This window comes from Brevundimonas sp. Root1423 (genome assembly GCF_001426805.1).
On record NZ_LMFL01000001.1, the window covers coordinates 435,114 to 451,307 of the forward strand.

Annotated in this window: 21 protein-coding genes and 6 pseudogenes; 12 read left to right on the forward strand and 15 right to left on the reverse strand. The window is 67.1% G+C overall.

The annotated features are described in order from the left end of the window. Window positions 1-12 precede the first annotated feature (12 nt). Window positions 13-627 carry a flavodoxin family protein gene (locus tag ASD25_RS02305; protein WP_056614701.1) on the reverse strand — a complete coding sequence of 205 codons (615 nt, stop codon included), beginning with the start codon at window positions 625-627 and terminating at the stop codon, window positions 13-15. Between the two features lie 131 nt (window positions 628-758). Here ASD25_RS02305 and ASD25_RS02310 point away from each other — a divergent pair, with 131 nt between their 5' ends. The 9 genes and pseudogenes from ASD25_RS02310 to ASD25_RS33030 all read left to right on the forward strand — a co-directional run bounded on the left by ASD25_RS02310 (window position 759) and on the right by ASD25_RS33030 (window position 4,567). Further along, window positions 759-1,106: a helix-turn-helix transcriptional regulator gene (locus tag ASD25_RS02310; RefSeq protein ID WP_056614703.1), complete on the forward strand. Its 348-nt coding sequence runs from the start codon at window positions 759-761 to the stop codon at window positions 1,104-1,106. After that, on the forward strand, window positions 1,090-1,593 hold the full coding sequence (locus tag ASD25_RS02315; RefSeq protein WP_056614706.1) for an SRPBCC family protein: 504 nt from the start codon (window positions 1,090-1,092) through the stop codon (window positions 1,591-1,593). Before ASD25_RS02310 ends, ASD25_RS02315 begins: the two co-directional genes overlap by 17 nt. Window positions 1,594-1,634: 41 nt before the next feature. Next, window positions 1,635-2,114: an SRPBCC domain-containing protein gene (locus ASD25_RS02320; protein ID WP_056614709.1), complete on the forward strand. Its 480-nt coding sequence runs from the start codon at window positions 1,635-1,637 to the stop codon at window positions 2,112-2,114. Window positions 2,115-2,164: 50 nt separating this feature from the next. Next, window positions 2,165-2,608 carry a VOC family protein gene (locus ASD25_RS02325; RefSeq protein WP_056614712.1) on the forward strand — a complete coding sequence of 148 codons (444 nt, stop codon included), beginning with the start codon at window positions 2,165-2,167 and terminating at the stop codon, window positions 2,606-2,608. Then, a complete protein-coding gene (locus ASD25_RS02330) occupies window positions 2,605-3,003 on the forward strand; it encodes a DoxX family protein (RefSeq protein ID WP_056614715.1) in 399 nt (132 codons plus the stop codon). Before ASD25_RS02325 ends, ASD25_RS02330 begins: the two co-directional genes overlap by 4 nt. Beyond that, a complete protein-coding gene (locus ASD25_RS02335) occupies window positions 3,000-3,491 on the forward strand; it encodes an SRPBCC domain-containing protein (protein WP_056614717.1) in 492 nt (163 codons plus the stop codon). Before ASD25_RS02330 ends, ASD25_RS02335 begins: the two co-directional genes overlap by 4 nt. After that, complete coding sequence (locus tag ASD25_RS02340; protein ID WP_056614719.1) at window positions 3,491-4,174, forward strand: dihydrofolate reductase family protein; 684 nt, start codon at window positions 3,491-3,493, stop codon at window positions 4,172-4,174. Before ASD25_RS02335 ends, ASD25_RS02340 begins: the two co-directional genes overlap by 1 nt. Continuing rightward, window positions 4,171-4,497: pseudogene (locus ASD25_RS02345) on the forward strand (nuclear transport factor 2 family protein); the annotation flags it as partial. The gene ASD25_RS02340 and the pseudogene ASD25_RS02345, both read left to right, overlap by 4 nt. Before the next feature lies 1 nt (window position 4,498). Then, the gene (locus ASD25_RS33030; RefSeq protein WP_369816538.1) at window positions 4,499-4,567 is read left to right on the forward strand and encodes a hypothetical protein; all 69 of its coding nucleotides are present in this window, start codon (window positions 4,499-4,501) and stop codon (window positions 4,565-4,567) included. A gap of 3 nt (window positions 4,568-4,570) precedes the next feature. On the opposite strand, the gene ASD25_RS02350 is transcribed toward ASD25_RS33030, so the two are convergent. From ASD25_RS02350 to folK, 13 genes and pseudogenes are all read right to left on the reverse strand, one after another. Then, window positions 4,571-5,800: a serine hydrolase gene (locus ASD25_RS02350; protein ID WP_056614721.1), complete on the reverse strand. Its 1,230-nt coding sequence runs from the start codon at window positions 5,798-5,800 to the stop codon at window positions 4,571-4,573. Between the two features lie 6 nt (window positions 5,801-5,806). Continuing rightward, window positions 5,807-6,658 (reverse strand): annotated as a pseudogene (gene era / locus ASD25_RS02355) (GTPase Era); the annotation flags it as partial. 4 nt (window positions 6,659-6,662) lie between these two features. Next, window positions 6,663-7,379: a ribonuclease III gene (rnc, locus tag ASD25_RS02360; RefSeq protein WP_056614725.1), complete on the reverse strand. Its 717-nt coding sequence runs from the start codon at window positions 7,377-7,379 to the stop codon at window positions 6,663-6,665. Next, a pseudogene (gene lepB / locus ASD25_RS32785) lies at window positions 7,379-8,110 on the reverse strand (signal peptidase I); the annotation flags it as partial. The pseudogene lepB and the gene rnc, both read right to left, overlap by 1 nt. Window positions 8,111-8,616: 506 nt before the next feature. After that, on the reverse strand, window positions 8,617-9,018 hold the full coding sequence (gene acpS, locus ASD25_RS02370) for a holo-ACP synthase (protein WP_056614728.1): 402 nt from the start codon (window positions 9,016-9,018) through the stop codon (window positions 8,617-8,619). Beyond that, window positions 9,015-9,752, reverse strand: coding sequence for a pyridoxine 5'-phosphate synthase (locus ASD25_RS02375; RefSeq protein WP_056614730.1), 738 nt, complete (start codon window positions 9,750-9,752; stop codon window positions 9,015-9,017). The genes acpS and ASD25_RS02375 overlap by 4 nt, the downstream gene beginning before the upstream one ends. A 9-nt stretch (window positions 9,753-9,761) precedes the next feature. Next, window positions 9,762-10,346, reverse strand: coding sequence for an orotate phosphoribosyltransferase (pyrE, locus tag ASD25_RS02380; protein ID WP_056614733.1), 585 nt, complete (start codon window positions 10,344-10,346; stop codon window positions 9,762-9,764). Between the two features lie 39 nt (window positions 10,347-10,385). Next, window positions 10,386-12,572, reverse strand: a complete 2,187-nt coding sequence (locus tag ASD25_RS02385; RefSeq protein ID WP_056614736.1) for a bifunctional (p)ppGpp synthetase/guanosine-3',5'-bis(diphosphate) 3'-pyrophosphohydrolase — start codon at window positions 12,570-12,572, stop codon at window positions 10,386-10,388. Between the two features lie 101 nt (window positions 12,573-12,673). Next, window positions 12,674-12,892 (reverse strand): annotated as a pseudogene (locus tag ASD25_RS31540) (hypothetical protein); the annotation flags it as partial. Window position 12,893: 1 nt separating this feature from the next. Continuing rightward, a pseudogene (gene rpoZ / locus ASD25_RS02390) lies at window positions 12,894-13,252 on the reverse strand (DNA-directed RNA polymerase subunit omega); the annotation flags it as partial. 16 nt (window positions 13,253-13,268) lie between these two features. Continuing rightward, window positions 13,269-13,421: pseudogene (gene rpoZ, locus ASD25_RS33035) on the reverse strand (DNA-directed RNA polymerase subunit omega); the annotation flags it as partial. A 16-nt stretch (window positions 13,422-13,437) separates the two neighbouring features. Further along, the gene (locus ASD25_RS02395) at window positions 13,438-13,803 is read right to left on the reverse strand and encodes a hypothetical protein (protein WP_056614740.1); all 366 of its coding nucleotides are present in this window, start codon (window positions 13,801-13,803) and stop codon (window positions 13,438-13,440) included. Beyond that, a complete protein-coding gene (gene folK, locus ASD25_RS02400; RefSeq protein ID WP_056614743.1) occupies window positions 13,804-14,376 on the reverse strand; it encodes a 2-amino-4-hydroxy-6-hydroxymethyldihydropteridine diphosphokinase in 573 nt (190 codons plus the stop codon). It abuts the gene before it with no gap. Between folK and ASD25_RS02405 the strand changes: the two genes are divergently transcribed. The 3 genes from ASD25_RS02405 to ASD25_RS30110 all read left to right on the forward strand — a co-directional run bounded on the left by ASD25_RS02405 (window position 14,375) and on the right by ASD25_RS30110 (window position 15,935). Then, window positions 14,375-14,956: an NYN domain-containing protein gene (locus ASD25_RS02405; RefSeq protein ID WP_056614747.1), complete on the forward strand. Its 582-nt coding sequence runs from the start codon at window positions 14,375-14,377 to the stop codon at window positions 14,954-14,956. The genes folK and ASD25_RS02405 overlap by 2 nt on opposite strands. Further along, window positions 14,953-15,591: a uracil-DNA glycosylase gene (locus tag ASD25_RS02410; RefSeq protein ID WP_056614750.1), complete on the forward strand. Its 639-nt coding sequence runs from the start codon at window positions 14,953-14,955 to the stop codon at window positions 15,589-15,591. The genes ASD25_RS02405 and ASD25_RS02410 overlap by 4 nt, the downstream gene beginning before the upstream one ends. A 128-nt stretch (window positions 15,592-15,719) precedes the next feature. Continuing rightward, the gene (locus tag ASD25_RS30110; RefSeq protein ID WP_156389164.1) at window positions 15,720-15,935 is read left to right on the forward strand and encodes a hypothetical protein; all 216 of its coding nucleotides are present in this window, start codon (window positions 15,720-15,722) and stop codon (window positions 15,933-15,935) included. A 1-nt stretch (window position 15,936) separates the two neighbouring features. Here ASD25_RS30110 and smpB read toward each other — a convergent pair. Further along, window positions 15,937-16,194: SsrA-binding protein (smpB, locus tag ASD25_RS02415; RefSeq protein ID WP_200943503.1), on the reverse strand; the 258-nt coding region annotated here is incomplete at its 5' end.

The following is a 16,194-nucleotide window of genomic DNA, read 5'->3' on the forward strand; positions in this document are numbered from 1 at the left end:
GGAGTTGGGCGGTCAGTCCTCGCCGCTTTCCGGAACCGGATAGGTCGAGGGCTTCAGCACCTTCGCCAGCGCCAGAAGATTGCGGGCGGCGTTGCGGCCGACGCGGTCGGAATAGTCGTGGCCCTGTTTGGTGTCGACGTAATCCGGTCCCGGCCCCGGTCCGAGGTGCCAGTAGGTCCAGCTCTGCGCCGGGATGGTGAACCCCATGTCGATCAGGCCCTGACAAACGGTGGCGACGATGTGGTGCGCGCCGTCCTCGTTGCCGGTGATGACCACGCCAGCGACCTTGCCGAAGGCGACGGGGCGACCGGCCTTGTCGAACTCGGCGAACATCGCGTCCATCCGCTCGAGCGCGCGCAGGCAGACACTCGACATCTGGCCCAGCCAGGTGGGGGTGGCGAAGACGACGATGTTCGCCGCCATGATCTTGCTGTGCACCCCGGGCCAGTCGTCGCCCTTGCCCTCGTCCGTCTTCACCCCGGGCTTCAGGTTCAGATCGACCAGCCTGATCATCTCGACCTCGGCGCCGCCCTTCTCCAGCTCGGCGAGGACGACCTTCGCCAGCGCCTCCGTGCTCGACGTTTCCGGCGAGGGCTTGAGGGTGCAGTTGAGGATTAGGGCTTTCATGGGTCTCGCTCGCGGCTGGTCCTGACCAACCCCGGTGCGCGACTGACGTTCCGGATTTTCATTTAACCAGACGGTTGACAACAAGCGCAGGCGGGTTCATTTAACCTGACAGTTAGATACGAAGCAGACCCATGCAGACCGACCCCCTCAGCGCCAAATTCGCCGCCCTGGCCGACCCGACCCGTCGGGCGATCCTGGCGCGGCTCTGCGAGGGCGAGGCCAGTGTCAACGACCTGGCCGAGCCGTTCGACATGAGCCTTCCGGCCGTGTCGAAGCATCTGAAGGTGCTGGAGAAGGCCGGATTGATCAGCCGCGGCCGCGAGGCCCAGTGGCGGCCGGCCCGCCTCGAACCGATGGGAATGAAGGGCATCGCCGAGTGGCTGGAACACTACCGCCGCTACTGGGACGCCAGCTTCGACCGCCTCGACGCCTACCTCAAGAAAATCCAGAAAGGGGACCCGAATGGCCCAGGACACTGACAACAACCCCTGCGACACCGACGGCGTGGCCCACCAGCACGCCCTGACCCTGCGTCGCGTGCTCGACGCCACGCCCGAGCGGATCTGGAAGGCGTGGATGACGCCCGAACTGCTGCAGCAGTGGTTCGCGCCGCGTCCCTGGACCCTGTCGGACGTGAACCTCGATCCCCGCCCCGGCGGCGCGTTCAACTTCGTCATGCACGGCCCGGACGGCGAACGGTTCCCCAACAGCGGCATCTTCCTCCACGTCGAGCCGAACCGCCGGTGGATCACGACCGACGCCCTGACGCCGGACTGGGAGCCGGCCGGCCAGCCGTTCATGGTGGCCACGGTCGAGCTGACGCCCCTGCCCGACGGCAAGACCGAATATGTCGCCACGGCGCGTCACTGGAACGCCGAGACGATGAAGCAGCACGAGGCCATGGGTTTCCATGAAGGCTGGGGGACCTGCGCCGACCAGCTGGCCGAACTGCTCAAGACCCAATGACCTCCCCGGCCTTCGCCCGGACCCGATGACGAGCCCGCCCGATGACCTTCACCGATACGACCGCGACCCGCCCGACCCTGCAGATGCAGCGCTTCTTCGACGCGCCGCGCCCGCTGGTCTGGAGAGCCTGGACGAACCCGGAGGTCATGGTGCTGTGGCTGGGTCCGGTCGAATGGCCGGCGGTCAGCGCCACCCAGGACCTGCGGGTCGGCGGGACGTGGCGCGCCTGCCTGCGCTCGCCCGAGACCGGCCAGGATCTTTGGCAGGGCGGGATCTATCGCGAGATCGTGCCGAACGAGCGGCTGGTCTTCACCTTCAAATGGGACGAGTCCCACGAGGACGGCCCGCCGGTCGACACCCTCGTGACCGTCCAGCTCAGCGACGCGCCGGGCGGCGGCACCCTTATGGATTTCACCCACGAGGGACTGAAGTCTGAAGCCAGCCTGACCGGTCACAAACACGGATGGACCAGCACCTTCGAGAGGCTGGAGGCCTTCCTCGCCCACGACCGGGACCAGTAACGGCGCCTGCGGCGTCGCGCGTTTTTCCTATCTGATAACGGAGAACGACCATGAAGATCGTGACCAGCCTCAGCTTCCGCGGCCAGTGCCGCGACGCCTTCGAATTCTACGCCGGCGTCCTCGGCGGCAAGATCACCGCCGCCATGCCCTATGGCGACGGCCCGCCCGACATGCCGATCGGTCCCCAGTACAGGGACTGGCTGATGCACTGCTGGATGGATGTCGGCGATCAGTCGATCATGGGCGCCGACATGGACGTCGACTGGGCCCCCAACGTCGACAAACCCAAGAACGGCTTCGACGTCACACTGCACACCAATGACGCGGCGGAGGCCCGGCGCTGGTACGACGCCCTCGTCGAGGGCGGCAAGCCGACCATGCCGTTCGGCGAGACCTTCTGGTCTCCGGGCTACGGCGGCCTGATCGACAAATTCGGCGTGCCGTGGATGGTCAACACCATTCCTTCGGAAGGCTGGACGCCAAAGGGCCAATGAAGGCCTCGCCGATGGTCTGGACCGGACGGGTGCTGAGCGGGCTGTTCGTCCTTTTCATGCTCGCCGCCTCGATCGCGCCGAAATTCCTGATGTCCGGCATGGTCGCCGAACAGAATCTGGAGCCGCTCGGCTGGCCGGCGAAATACCTGCTGCTCATCGCGGCGATCGAGCTGGGTTGCGTCGTTCTCTACATCATTCCGCGCACCAGCCTGCTGGGCGCCATCCTGATGACGGGTCTGCTGGGCGGGGCCATCGCCACCAATCTGAGGGTGGAGATGCCGATGTTCAGCCACGTCCTGTTCGGTATCTATCTCGGGCTGTTCATGTGGGGCGGCTTGTGGCTGCGGGATGACCGGCTGCGCAGCCTGTTCCCGGTCCGACGGAGCGCGGCGTGAGCATCGCCGCCTCCATCCCGGACCATCTGACCCGCCTGGACATTGTCCGCGAGTTCGACGCGCCGCGTGCGCTGGTGTGGAAGATGTGGACCGACCCGGCCCATGTCGCGGTCTGGTTCGGGCCCGAGCATTTCACCATGCCCGAGGTCCGGATGGATGTGCGGCCCGGCGGGGCCATCCACATGGTGATGCGGGCGCCGGACGGGAGCGACCACCCGTTCGACGGCCGTTTCATCGAACTGGACGAGCCCGAGCGGCTGGTGATGCGGACGTGGATCAAGCTGGCGGACGGCTCGACCTGGTTCGAGGTCGAGCACACCGCACGGTTCGAGGACATCGACGGCCGCACCCGGCTGCGGTTCCAGGCCGAGGTCGTTCAGGCCCGCGAGGACGCTATCGGCCCGTTGAGCGGCATGGAGGCAGGCTGGAGCCAGAGCCTGGACAAGCTGGCGGCCCATGTTCGCGCCGTGACGGAAGGAGATGTGTAATGCGTAGAGTCAGAGCCGCCACCTTCATCAGCCTGGACGGCGTCATGCAGGCGCCGGGCGGACCCACCGAGGATCCCACCGGCGGCTTCCGCTTCGGCGGCTGGGTCGCACCCTTCTGGGACGACACCGTCGGCAGCCTGATGGGCGAGGCTATGGGCGAGGATTACGACCTGCTGCTGGGCCGCAGGACCTACGAGATCTTCGCCGCCTACTGGCCATTCATGGACGACGAGATCGGGCGCAAGTTCAACGCCGTCGAAAAATACGTCGTGGCCGGCCCGGACACGCCCATGACCTGGGCGGGCAGTCACCGGCTGGAGGGCGACGTGGCCAACGCCGTTCGCAAACTGAAGCAGACCGAAGGCCGCGACCTGCTGATCCAGGGCTCCAGCGAGATGGTCCACGCCCTCCTAGCCGCCGACCTGATCGACGAACTGACGGTGCTGACCTTCCCGCTCGTACTGGGCAAGGGCAAGCGGTTGTTTGACGACCGCTCGCAGCCGCACGCCTGGACGATGAAGAAGACGCACCCGTCGCAAACCGGCGTGGTGATCACCCGCTATGAGCGCGGCGGGGAGGTGCCGACCGGCTCGTTTGGCGGTGACGACCCCAGCGAGGCGGAGCTTGCCCGACGCGCGCGCTGGGCCCGCGAGGCGCACGAAGCGCCGGCTGAATGGTCATGACCGGAGACGAAGTCGCGATCCGCGCCCTGATCGATCGCTGGGCGAAGGCGGTCCACGCGGGCGATATGGAAGGCGTGCTGGCGGACCACGCCGGGGACATCGTGATGTTCGACGTGCCTCCGCCCAACGAGGTCCGGGGCAAGGCGGCCTATCGCGATACCTGGCCGCCCTTCTTCGAGTATCAGAAGCGCGCCGTGTTCGAGATCGTCACGCTGGACGTGACTGCCGGAAGCGATGTCGCCTTCGCGCACGCCCTGCTTCCGCTGCGGGACCGAGGAAGGGTTTCGCCGCGACCCCGACAACCGGCTGCGGCTCACCATCGGCTTGCGCAAGGAGGACGGCCGCTGGACCGTCGCCCATGAACACCACTCATTCCCGTTGGCGGTCGACTGAGCGTCAGCGCGCCATGCCGGTCGGAACCTCACGGCCCAGCGCCTCGGCCATGCCCTGCTGGGACAGCAGGAAGACGGCGTCGCGCGAGTGGTAGTTGTTCGACAGTACGATCACCGTGACGTCCTCGTCCGGCTGGTAGGTCATCAGGTTGCGGAAGCCTGACCAGCTGCCGGTGTGGAAAATCTGGCGGTCCAGGAACGGCGGCGAGACGCGCTGGCCGATGCTGTTGACGAAGACCCCGAAGCCCCAGTCGCGGCGGTGGCGTCCGCGTTCCGGCGGCGTGTTCTCCGGCGCGTGGTCGGCGATCATCATGGCGTAGCTGCGCGGCGTCAGCAGGTGACCGCGATGCAGGGCCCGCTCCCAGACCAGCAGATCGTCCAGCGTGGAATACAGGGCGCCGGCGGCGAAGATGATGCTGACGTTGGCATCGGGCTGGGGCGTCGGTCCGCCGCCCCCGAGGTTGGCGTAGCCCATCACCACGTCGGACATGCCGTCGTCATAGCCGCTGTCGTTCATGCCCAGAGGCTGGAAGAAAGCCTTCTGCAGATAGTCGTGCAGCGGCATGCCCGAGGCCTTCTCGACCACGGCGCCCAGCAGATTGTAGCCGGCGTTATTGTATCGAACCTTCGTCCCCGGCGGGAACTGGAGGCCGTATTGTCTTGAATCTTCAGTGAGTTCTTCAGGCGTCGCAGGGGTAACGCGGCGCGTGCCCCAGCCGGGACGGGCCATCAGGTCGGGCACGCCCGAGCTGTGCGACAACAGGTGATGCAGGAGGATAGGCTCCCATGCCGGCGGGCAGGGCTGGATCCATTTGCACAGGGGATCATAGGTCGACAGCACGCCCTCGTCCTGCAGCCTCAGGATGGCGGCGGCCGTGAACTGTTTGCTGATCGAGGCCAGGCGGAAGCGCGAGTTCAGCTGCAGCGGCGCGCCCTGGCTGCGGTCGGCGAAGCCGTGGACCTGACGGAACAGGACCTCGTCGCCGCGGGCAACAAGTACGCCGCCGGTGAACTGGCCCGAGCCGCCCCAGCGGTCCAGCTGCGCCTTCAGCGCCGGCAGGGTCTCGACCACTTCGACGGGCGGACGCGGCGGAAGGGGCTGGGCGTCAGGCGCGGCTGCCGGGGCCTGGGCCGTGGTCCAGGCGAACAGACCGGCGCCGACGATCAGCAGGCCTGCCAGAAAAGCAATTACAAGCCGGGGATGACCGCCAGCGCTTCGGGGTACGTTGAACACAGTGGCTTAAACGTCGAAATCCAGCCCGAACTGGGCGTAGAGGGCGCGGGAATCCTGCCATTTCGGGTCGACCTTGACCGTCAGGAACAGGTGGACGGGGCGGTCGAGCAGCTCGATCAGCTCCTCGCGCGACTTCTGGCCGATCCATTTCAGGGTCTGGCCGCCCTTGCCCAGAACGATGGGCCGCTGGCTCTCGCGCTCGACATAGATGGTCTGTTCGATCCGCGCCGAGCCGTCGGCCTTGTCCTCGAACGAGGTGGTCTCGACCGCGGCCGAATAGGGCAGTTCCTCGTGGACGCGCAGATAGACTTTCTCGCGGGTGATTTCGGCCGCCAGGACGCGCATGGGCACGTCGGCGGACTGGTCTTCCGGATAGAGCCAGGGCCCCTTGGGCATGGCGCGGGCCAGACGCTGTTTCAGGTCGTCGACGCCATCTCCGCTGAGCGCCGAGATCATATAGACCTCGGAATAGACGCCGGTTTCGAACATGGCGTGCGACAGGGCCAGCAGGGTGTCGCGGCGCATGCCGTCGATCTTGTTCAGGGCCAGAATGACCTGGGTGTTGGTCGCCTTCAGGTTGGCGATGATGGTCTCGGTGTCCTCGGCCGAGCGGCGGTCGGCGGCCTGGCCTTCCTTGCCCTCGGAAGCGATGTGCGAGGCGGCGTCGATAAGGTGGACGACCACGTCGGCGTCAGAGGCGCCGCCCCAGGCCGAGGCGACCATGGCGCGGTCCAGACGGCGGCGCGGCGTGAAGATGCCCGGGGTGTCGACCAGCACGATCTGGGCGTCGCCCTCGATGGCGATGCCGCGCACGGGAAAGCGCGTGGTCTGGACCTTCTGGGTGACGATCGAGACCTTTCGGTCAAATCACGCCTTCACGCTGCAGCAGGCCGACAGCGGCCGCTTTCTCCGCGTCCTGACGCGAACGGCCCTGCGCGGTCAAGGGCGGATAACCGGCCACGCTTACCTCGACGGTGAATATCGGGGCGTGATCCGAGCCCTTGCGTTCGACGATACGGTAGACGGGCAAAGGCTTTGCGTGGGCCAGCGCCCACTCCTGAAGGGCTGATTTCGGATTGGTCAGGGATTTGCGCGGCGGGGCCGCCAGTTCATCCGCCCACGTCCTGTCGAACACCGCGCGGGCCGCCTCGATGCCGCCGTCGAACCAGGCGGCGGCCAGGATGGCCTCCATCGCGTCCCCCAGAACACCCTCGCGGCGGCGGCCGCCCTGTTTTGCCTCGCCGGGCGACAGACGCATGGCGTCGCCGACCCCGATGGCCTCAGCCACGCGGGCGCAGGCGGCCTTGTCGACAAGGGCGTGCAGGCGCGAGGACATGTCGCCCTCGTTGGCGTCGGGGTAGTTCCGCATGAGGTGGTCGGCGACCAGCAGGCCCAGCACCCGGTCGCCCAGGAACTCGAGCCGCTGGTTGTCGGCGAACAGGCGGCCGCGGGCGTCGCGCTCGGCCCCCTCCCCCACGCTGGCGTGAGTCAGGGCGAGATCCAGCAGGGCCGGCTCCCGGAAGTCATGGCCGAGGCGGCGCACAAGCGCCCGAACAGCCTCAGCCCGTCGGTCCGCCATCAGTCGAGAACGGTGAAGAACCGGCTCGGACGGATCTTCTGGAACCAGCTGACCGGATTCCACAGCGAGGCGCCGGGCGACCAGGAGAACAGGATGATCTCGGCCTTGCCGATCAGGTTTTCCGCCGGAACGAGGCCGACGCCCTGAGACTGCTCGACGCGGCTATCGATCGAGTTGTCGCGGTTGTCGCCCATCATGAAGTAGTGGCCGGCAGGAACCTCGAACACGGGGGTGTCGTCCAGATCATTGCCGGGGCCGAAGTCCTGGATGGTGATCGTCTTGCCCTCGGGCAGGGTCTCGCGCATCCGCACGATGGGCATGCCGTACATGTTGGTCACGTCGGCGCCGCTGACCACGACGTCGCGCACGGGCTGGCCGTTGATCTGCAGCACGTTGTTGATCATCTGGATCCGGTCGCCCGGAAGGCCGATCAGGCGTTTGATGTAGTCGGTCTTGTTGTCGCGCGGCAGTTTGAACACGACGACGTCGCCGCGTTTCGGGGCCTGGGCCATGATCCGGCCGTCGAAGATCGGCGGGCTGAACGGGATCGAGTGTTTTGAATAGCCGTAGCTCCACTTGGACACGACGATGTAGTCGCCCTCGTAAAGGTTCGGCTCCATCGAGGCCGACGGGATCGTGAACGGCTGGAACAGGACCACGCGCAGGACGAAGGCGATCAGCAGGGCGAAGAAGATCGTCTTGATGAACTCGAAGCTCTCGCCGCTGGAGCCGCCCGACTTCTTCTTGCCGCCCTTGCCGCGGGCGTAGACCGGCGTCGAGTCGACGTCCTCGAACGGCGCATCGCCCGCGTTGCTCCAGACCGGCTTGTGGGCGGCCGCGGCGGCTACGGTCGCGCCGGCGGCTGCTGCGGCGACAGGCGCGGCATGGCTGTCATGGACATGGTCGTTGTGACCGTGGGCGTGGTCGTCATGAGCATGCGCATCGTGGCCGTGCGCGTGGTCGTCGTGACCATGCGCCGCGTGCGCGTGGTCGTCGTGGCCATGGTCTGCAGCCGCTGCATGGTCGTCAGGGCCATGCCCGTGAGCATCAGCGACCGGATGGGCGGCGTGATCGTCGTGCCCATGCGCGTCATGCCCGTGTGCATCCGGCGCGGCGGGAGCGTGATCGTCGTGACCCGCATGGCCGTGGTCGTCGTGCGGCTTGTGCTCGTCGCTCATCTCGGTTTGTTCCCCAGCCGCTGTTCCGCGGTCTTTGCGGCGAAATCGGTATAACGTGATTAAGCCATCGGCAAGGCTTCGATCACCACGAAGGCGAGTGCGTACGGGTGCTCGTCGCTGAGCGTCAGATGTATCCGCGGTTCATGACCGGGCGGTGTCAGCCTCGCCAGGTGTTCGGCGGCGTGGCCGGTCAGGGCCAGGGTCGGCTGGCCCGAGCGCTGGTTCACCACCCCCATGTCGCGCCAGTAGACATCGGCCCGCATGCCGGTGCCCAGGGCCTTGGCGCAGGCCTCCTTGGCCGCGAACCGCTTGGCGTAGCTCCAGGCCGCATCGGGCTTGCGGTCGGACCGGGCCTGCTCAAGCTCGGTGAAGCAGCGCTGTTTGAACCGGTCGCCGAAGCGGTCGAGCGAGCGCTGGATGCGGCGGATGTCGCACAGGTCCGCGCCGACGCCGACGATCACGTCGCAGCGTCCATGGCGGCGCGCATGCGGTGGATGGCCGGGGTCAGTCCCACGAAGACGGCCTCCCCGATCAGGAAGTGGCCGATGTTCAGCTCGCGGATCTCGGAGATGGCCAGCATGTCGGCGGCGGTGACGTAGTCGAGTCCGTGGCCCGCATGGACCTCGAGGCCAAGATCAAAGGCCCGCGTGGCCGCGGTCTGGAGCCGTTCGAACTCCACGGCGCGGTCGTCCCCGGACAGGTGGCAGTAGCGGCCGGTATGGAACTCGACCACCTGGGCGCCGACGGCGTGGGCGGCCTCGACCTGTTCCAGCCCGGGTTCGATGAACAGGGACACGCGGATGCCGGCGTCGACCAGGGCCTTCACGACGGGCTGGATGCGGGCTTCATGCCCGGCGACGGCCAGACCGCCCTCGGTGGTCACCTCCTCGCGGCGTTCCGGCACCAGACAGGCCGCGTGGGGGCGGTGGCGCAGGGCGATGGCCAGCATCTCCTGTGTGACGGCCATTTCGAGGTTCAACGGCCGCCCCGCGCTGGCGCACAGGTCGCTGAGGGCGGCGATGTCGGCGTCGGTGATGTGCCGACGATCCTCGCGCAGATGGGCCGTAATGCCGTCAGCGCCGGCGGCCAGGGCCTCGCGGGCGGCGCGCACAGGATCGGGATGGACGCCGCCGCGGGCGTTCCGCACGGTAGCGACGTGGTCGATATTGACGCCCAGCCTGACGGGATGCGCCATCGTCCGCCCCTACTTCGTGAGCCGGCGGCTGCCGGGATCCTCAACCGGCAGGGCGGCGAGTTCGGGCGGCAGGGCGTCGGCCGGATAGGCGGGCACGTCCAGCGTGGCCAGGGCGACCAGCGGCACGCCGACGTCAGCGCGACCGCCCGAGCGATCGACGATACAGGCCGCCGCGACGACGTCTCCGCCGGCCGCCTTGATCGCCGCGATGCATTCGCGGGAGCTCAGGCCCGTGGTGACGATGTCCTCGACCATGACGACCTTCTGGCCGGGCTCGACATGGAAGCCGCGGCGCAGTTTGAACTCGCCACCCTCGCGCTCGACATACATCGACGGGACCTTGAGCCAGCGGGCGGTCTCATAGCCGGGGATGATGCCGCCGACGGCGGGCGAGATCGCAACATCAACGGGGCCGACCGCCGCCGTGATCTTCTCCGCCAGCGCCTTGCACAGTCGGGCGCAGCGTTCGGCGTCCATGAAGACAAGGTTCTTCTGCAGGAAGACAGGGCTGTGCAGTCCCGAGGACAGCACGAAATGGCCTTCGCGCAGGGCGCCGGCGCCGCGGAATTCGTCGAGTACGTCGTCTGAGGTCATGGCGGCTGTCATAACGAGCGCCACCGTAGCCGCAAGGCCCTAGCCCCGCGCCCGTTCGACCGTATCCACCGAAGGATTGGTCCGCAGGGCCGCCATGATGGCGGTGGCGTGTTTGGCGTCCTCGACCTCCATGTCGATGTCGACATCGAAGAAATCCTGCTGCCGGTGGCTCATGACCAGGTTCAGGATGTTGCCGCCGGCCTCGCCGATGATGGTGGCGACCTGGCCGAGGACGCCGGGCGCGTTCTTGATCGTGGCGCGGATACGGGCGGAGGCGACGGCCCCCTGCTCGGCCTGCGGAGTCCATTGCAGGTCCTGCCAGACAGAATCGTCGTCCGAGAAGTCAGCCAGCTTCTGGCAGTCGATGGTGTGGACGGTAAGGCCGGCCTCGGGCTCAAGGATTCCGACGATGCGGTCGCCGGGCACGGGCGAGCAGCAGTGACCGAAATGGACGCTGACGCCCGGGGTCAGGCCGCCGCCGCGCACGAAGAGACGCGCCTGTTCGTCGCCGATGCGTTTGCGGTCGGGCCCCGCCTTCAGTCGCCCCTTGAGCGCGGGGAAGAGGGTCTCGCCGACCTTGGCGGCCGACAGACGGCCGCGGCCGATGGCCTCGAACAGGTCCTCTTCCGATGCGACCGACAGGGTTTCCAGCATCGCCTTCAGCGAAACCTCGGCCAGCGCCTTGCCGGCGCGCGACAGGGTCTGTTCGAGGGTGGCGCGGCCCAGTTTCTGGAACTCGCCCCGCTCGGACGTGCGGATATGCCGGCGGATGGCCGAGCGGGCGCGGCCGGTGACGGTGAGCGAGCGCCAGTCGACGGGAATTTCGCGCTTGGAGCCGCGCACGATCTCGATCACATCGCCGTTCTGCAGCTGCGTTCGCATCGGCTTCAGTTCGCCGTTGATCTTGGCGCCCACGGCCGTGTCGCCGACCTCGGTGTGGACGGCGTAGGCGAAGTCCAGCGGCATGCCGCCGCGCGGCAAGGTGATCAGCGAGCCCTTGGGCGTGAAGACGAAGACCTGCTCAAGGTACATCTCCAGCTTGGCGTGCTCGACCCAGTCCTCGCCGCCCTCGCCGTGCTCGATCACCTGAACCAGATGGCGCAGGTTCTGAAGCGGGTCGCGACCGCCGTCCTTCTCCATGGCCTCCTGGTCGAAGCCGTAGGACTTGTTCTTGTAGGCCCAGTGCGCCGCCACTCCGTCCTCGGCTACGCGGTCCATGGCCTCGGTGCGGATCTGCATTTCGATGCGCAGGCCGGACGGACCGACCACAGTCGTGTGCAAGGAACGGTAATTGTTCGACTTTGGCGTCGAGATGAAATCCTTGAACCGCTCGGGCACCACGGGCCAGGCGCGGTGAATGACGCCCAGGGCGCGGTAGCAGTCGTCCTCGGCCTCGACCAGCACGCGGAAGCCGTAGATGTCCGACAGGGATGAGAAGCCGACCGACTTGCGCTGCAGTTTGCGCCAGATCGAATAGGGCGTCTTCTGGCGGCCGAAGACCTGGGCCTTAACGCCCGCTTCCGACAGCACCCGCTCGACCTCGCGCGACACGCCGTCGATGGCGCGACCGTGCTCCAGCTTCAGCGCCTCCAGCCGGCGCTCGATGGCGGTGCGGGCGGTCGGGTTCAGATGTTCGAAGGCCAGCTCTTCCAGCTCGGAGGCGATCGAATGGATGCCGATCGAACGACCTAGCGGGGCGTAGACTTCCAGCGTCTCGCGGCTGATGCGCTCGCGCTTCTCGGGTTTGACGTGCTTCAGCGTCCGCATGTTGTGCAGACGATCGGCCAGCTTCACCAGCAGGACGCGGACGTCCTTGGAGATGGCGAGAATGAATTTCCGCAGGTTCTCGGCCTGCCGCGTATGTTCGGCCTGAAGCTCCAGTCGCGACAGCTTGGTCACGCCCTCGACCAGGGAGGCCACCTCCTCGCCGAAGCGTTCGGCGATGTCGTCGCGGGTGGCCGAGGTGTCCTCGACCACGTCGTGCAGCAGGGCGGTGACGATGGTGGCGGTGTCCAGCCGATAGTCGGTCAGGATGCCGGCGACCTGGATCGGATGGGCGAAATACGGATCGCCCGAGGCCCGCAGCTGCGAGCCGTGCATCTTCATCGCATAGACATAGGCGCGGTTCAGCAGCGCCTCGTCCGCGGTCGGATCATAGGCGCGGACGGCCTCGACCAGTTCGAACTGGCGCAGGACCTTGGAACGCGGGTGATCCGTCGGGTCCACGTGAGGACGCGGACCGCCGGGATCATTGATATTGGCGGGTTCGGGCGTCGGCGCGGGCTGCCGCGCCGGCAGGATGGTGATACCGTTGGCGGGTTCCGCCGTCAGTACCGCTCCTCCTGGCCACCGTCGCGGTCGCTTTGCAGCGCACGGATCAGCTCGGCCTCGGCCATGTTCATGTGCTGGGGTTCAGCCAGCAGGCCGACGATTTCAAGCCCGACCGACATCTTCGCCGACTTGCCCAGCAGGGTCAGCATCCGGCCCGAGCCCGTGCCCAGGTCGACCGGCGCCTCGCCGGCCCTTGCCGCCAGGTAGATCCGCGCNCAGTACCGCTCCTCCTGGCCACCGTCGCGGTCGCTTTGCAGCGCACGGATCAGCTCGGCCTCGGCCATGTTCATGTGCTGGGGTTCAGCCAGCAGGCCGACGATTTCAGCCTCGTCCTCGGCTTCGGTGCGCTCGTCAACGCGTTGCAGCGCAACGATGACGGTCTCGCGCAGCTCGTCCGGCACGACGGTCGAGTCGGCCAGTTCGCGCAGGGCCACGACCGGGTTCTTGTCGTTGTCGCGGTCGAGAGTCAGGGGCGCCCCGTTGGCGATGGCCCGGGCGCGGTTGCCCGCGAGCAGAACCAGGCCGAACCGGTTCGGCACCTTCTCGATGCAGTCTTCGACAGTGACGCGAGCCATGAATATCCTCGGGCGNCCGGGCGCGGTTGCCCGCGAGCAGAACCAGGCCGAACCGGTTCGGCACCTTCTCGATGCAGTCTTCGACAGTGACGCGAGCCATGAATATCCTCGGGCGCGGGGGGAGAACCGCACAAACTATAGGGTCAGCCTCAATTGTGCAACGCCGCATGGGCGAGAATGAGGCGTCAGCGCCGGAGCCACGCCCGGTTCAAAATCAGCTCGGTCGTGACCGTATCGCCCGGGCGCGGTCCCGCGGGGTCGCTCAGGTCGAGACGCGCATGCCGAAACGCCCGGATTGCCGTGCGGGCGTTGATCCGGCCGGTCGGCGTCTCCCGAAGCATCCTGCAGTCGTCGAGCGCGCCGGACTCACCGACAACGCAGGTGATGGTCATGAACGCCCGGCCAGTCCATGAACCCATGGGAGTCGGTGTTTCCATCCGACTGTCGGGCGCAAATTTTACCAAAGGATCCTTGTCCAGCCAGTCGCGCGGCGTGGCCTCCGGTGCGTTTTGAGCCGCGATCAGCGTAAGGCCGGCGAGTATTGCAAACATCTATGCTCTTCCACTTGCGACGGGATTGGCGTCAACGCCAATCCCGGCACGGATAGCGCTGTGTGTCGCGGTTTGCTGGGTGATCGGGTGCCGCCAGGTCGGCGCGATCTCCGCCAATGGGCCCATTACGAAACGCCGGGCGTGCGCGCGTGGATGGGGAAGGATCAGGCCTGAAAGTTCGCCCGTCAAACGGCCATAGGCGATCAGGTCAAGATCGAGCGTCCTCGGGGCATTGACGGCGCCCCGCTGCCGACCGAACGCCTCCTCGATCCGCCCAAGCGCCGCCATGAGTTCGTGGGGCTCGTGCTCGGTGCGGACGATGACCACGCCGTTGAGGAAGGGCGGATCGGCCGGGTCGGGCCAGGCCGCCGAGGTCCACCATGACGAGCGGGCGACGATGTCGATCCCCTCGGACCGGAACCGGGCCAGGGCGGCCTCCAGCGCCTCGCGGCAGTCGGTCCAGGCCCCCTTGTCATTGCAGCCGAGGGCGACGATGACAGCCGAGTCCAGATCAGGCGCGCCGTCTATTTCGACGGAGGCGTGGACGTCTATTTCGCCGGAGTCCTTTTCCATGACGCCTTATCCGACCGAGCGCATCGCCCTGTTTATCGACGGTGCCAATCTTTATTCCGCGGCCAAGGCGCTGAACGCCGATCTCGATTTCAGGAAGCTGGTCGAGATGTATCGCAGCCAGGCCGTTCTGGTTCGGGCCTACTATTACACGGCGGTGATCGAGGGCGAAGAGTTCTCGCCCATCAAGCCGCTCGTGGACTGGCTGGACTACAACGGTTTCACCGTGGTGACCAAGCCGGTGAAGCGGTTCACGGACGCACAGGGCCACACCCGGACCAAGGGGAATATGGACATCGAGATCGCCGTCGACATGCTGGAGTTCGCGCCGCACATCGACCATGCGGTGCTGTTCTCGGGCGACGGTGACTTCCGTCGGCTGGTGCAGGCGGTGCAGGCGAAGGGGGTGCGGGTCACCGTGGTCTCGACGACGAAGAGCCAGCCGCCGCAGATCGCCGACGAGCTGAGGCGACAGGCGGACGCCTTCGTGGAGTTGCAGGAGCTGCTGCCCGAGATCGGCCGGCCGCGCACGGCGGCGTCGCAGCCGACCAGCCGGGTGTTCGAGACGGATCACCGCGAATGAGCCTGAACCCCGAGCCGCCCCGCGACTGTCCCCTGTGCCCGCGACTGGTCGAATACCGGCGCGAGAACCAGCGCCAGAACCCCGACTGGTTCAACGGACCCGCGCCGTCGTTCGGCGACCCGAATGCGCGTCTGCTGGTAGCCGGGCTGGCTCCGGGGCGCACCGGAGCGAACCGGACAGGCCGGCCGTTCACCGGGGATGGCGCGGGCTGGATCCTTTATGAGACGCTGATCAGGACCGGTTTCGCCACCGGCGTGTACGAGGCCCGGCCCGACGACACGCTGCAGCTGGTCGACTGCATGGTCACCAATGCGGTGCGCTGCGCTCCGCCCGGCAACAAGCCCCTGCCCGTGGAGGAGGCGACCTGCCGCCCCTTCCTGACCGCGCGTCTGGCCGCCCTGCCCCGGCTCAAGGTCATCGTCACGCTCGGCGACGTATCGCGCCGCAATGTGCTTAAGGCGATGGGCCTGAAGGGAACGGCGGCGCCGCCCGGGCACGGCGTTGAGGCGGACTTGGGCGGCTATGTGATCCTGAACAGCTACCACTGCTCCCGGCTGAACACGAACACAGGGCGGCTGACGCCGGCGATGTTCGAGGCGGTGTTCCGGCGCGCGCGCGAGCTCATCGAAGCCTGATCGAACCTTGCTCTGCTGCAGGGACTGTGGCGTCCGGGTAACGCGAATCATCGACTGTCGGGTGTAGCCTCAATCTCCAGGAACAGTGCCGCGTAGCTTGCGTTGATCGAACAGCTTTGGAGGCTGTGATGCGTAGGTCGAACGGGGCGTTCACGCCCCAGGAACGTAAGACGGCGATGTGGGCCCTGCTGATGGCGGCCCTGCTCGCGGCGATGGGGCTGATGATCCAGCAATATAGTCAGCCGTCGGTCGGCCCCGGCGGGATCGACGCCTATATGACGGCCTCGACGCCGGGGGTGCTGGACGCCCAGCCGGTGATGGACGCGCCCGCGCCCATCGTCTGAGCTAGCCCCGGTCCTTCATCAGCCGGGCCTTGTCGCGCTGCCAGTCGCGCTGGGCCGTGGCCTCGCGCTTGTCGTGCAGCTTCTTGCCCTTGGCCAGGGCGATCTCGATCTTCGCCTTGCCCGCCTCGTTCAGGTACAGCTTGACCGGGATGATGGTCTGGCCGTCGCGCTGGACGGCGCCGATCAGCTTGTCGATCTGCTTGCGGTGCAGCAGCAGCTTCCGGTGCCGGCGCGGCTCGTGGTTGAAGCGGTTGGCCTG

Excerpts from the sequence above, each read along its gene's own strand:
- pyrE (WP_056614733.1), bottom strand. The coding sequence starts at position 10,346 with ATGACCTCAGACGACGTACTCGACGAATTCCGCGGCGCCGGCGCCCTG.
- ASD25_RS02405 (WP_056614747.1), top strand. The coding sequence starts at position 14,375 with ATGACGCCTTATCCGACCGAGCGCATCGCCCTGTTTATCGACGGTGCC.
- ASD25_RS02315 (WP_056614706.1), top strand. The coding sequence starts at position 1,090 with ATGGCCCAGGACACTGACAACAACCCCTGCGACACCGACGGCGTGGCC.
- ASD25_RS02325 (WP_056614712.1), top strand. The coding sequence starts at position 2,165 with ATGAAGATCGTGACCAGCCTCAGCTTCCGCGGCCAGTGCCGCGACGCC.
- ASD25_RS02305 (WP_056614701.1), bottom strand. The coding sequence starts at position 627 with ATGAAAGCCCTAATCCTCAACTGCACCCTCAAGCCCTCGCCGGAAACG.
- ASD25_RS02310 (WP_056614703.1), top strand. The coding sequence starts at position 759 with ATGCAGACCGACCCCCTCAGCGCCAAATTCGCCGCCCTGGCCGACCCG.
- ASD25_RS02330 (WP_056614715.1), top strand. The coding sequence starts at position 2,605 with ATGAAGGCCTCGCCGATGGTCTGGACCGGACGGGTGCTGAGCGGGCTG.
- ASD25_RS02375 (WP_056614730.1), bottom strand. The coding sequence starts at position 9,752 with ATGGCGCATCCCGTCAGGCTGGGCGTCAATATCGACCACGTCGCTACC.
- ASD25_RS02340 (WP_056614719.1), top strand. The coding sequence starts at position 3,491 with ATGCGTAGAGTCAGAGCCGCCACCTTCATCAGCCTGGACGGCGTCATG.
- ASD25_RS02395 (WP_056614740.1), bottom strand. The coding sequence starts at position 13,803 with ATGTTTGCAATACTCGCCGGCCTTACGCTGATCGCGGCTCAAAACGCA.
- ASD25_RS30110 (WP_156389164.1), top strand. The coding sequence starts at position 15,720 with ATGCGTAGGTCGAACGGGGCGTTCACGCCCCAGGAACGTAAGACGGCG.
- rnc (WP_056614725.1), bottom strand. The coding sequence starts at position 7,379 with ATGGCGGACCGACGGGCTGAGGCTGTTCGGGCGCTTGTGCGCCGCCTC.
- folK (WP_056614743.1), bottom strand. The coding sequence starts at position 14,376 with ATGGAAAAGGACTCCGGCGAAATAGACGTCCACGCCTCCGTCGAAATA.
- ASD25_RS02410 (WP_056614750.1), top strand. The coding sequence starts at position 14,953 with ATGAGCCTGAACCCCGAGCCGCCCCGCGACTGTCCCCTGTGCCCGCGA.
- ASD25_RS02320 (WP_056614709.1), top strand. The coding sequence starts at position 1,635 with ATGACCTTCACCGATACGACCGCGACCCGCCCGACCCTGCAGATGCAG.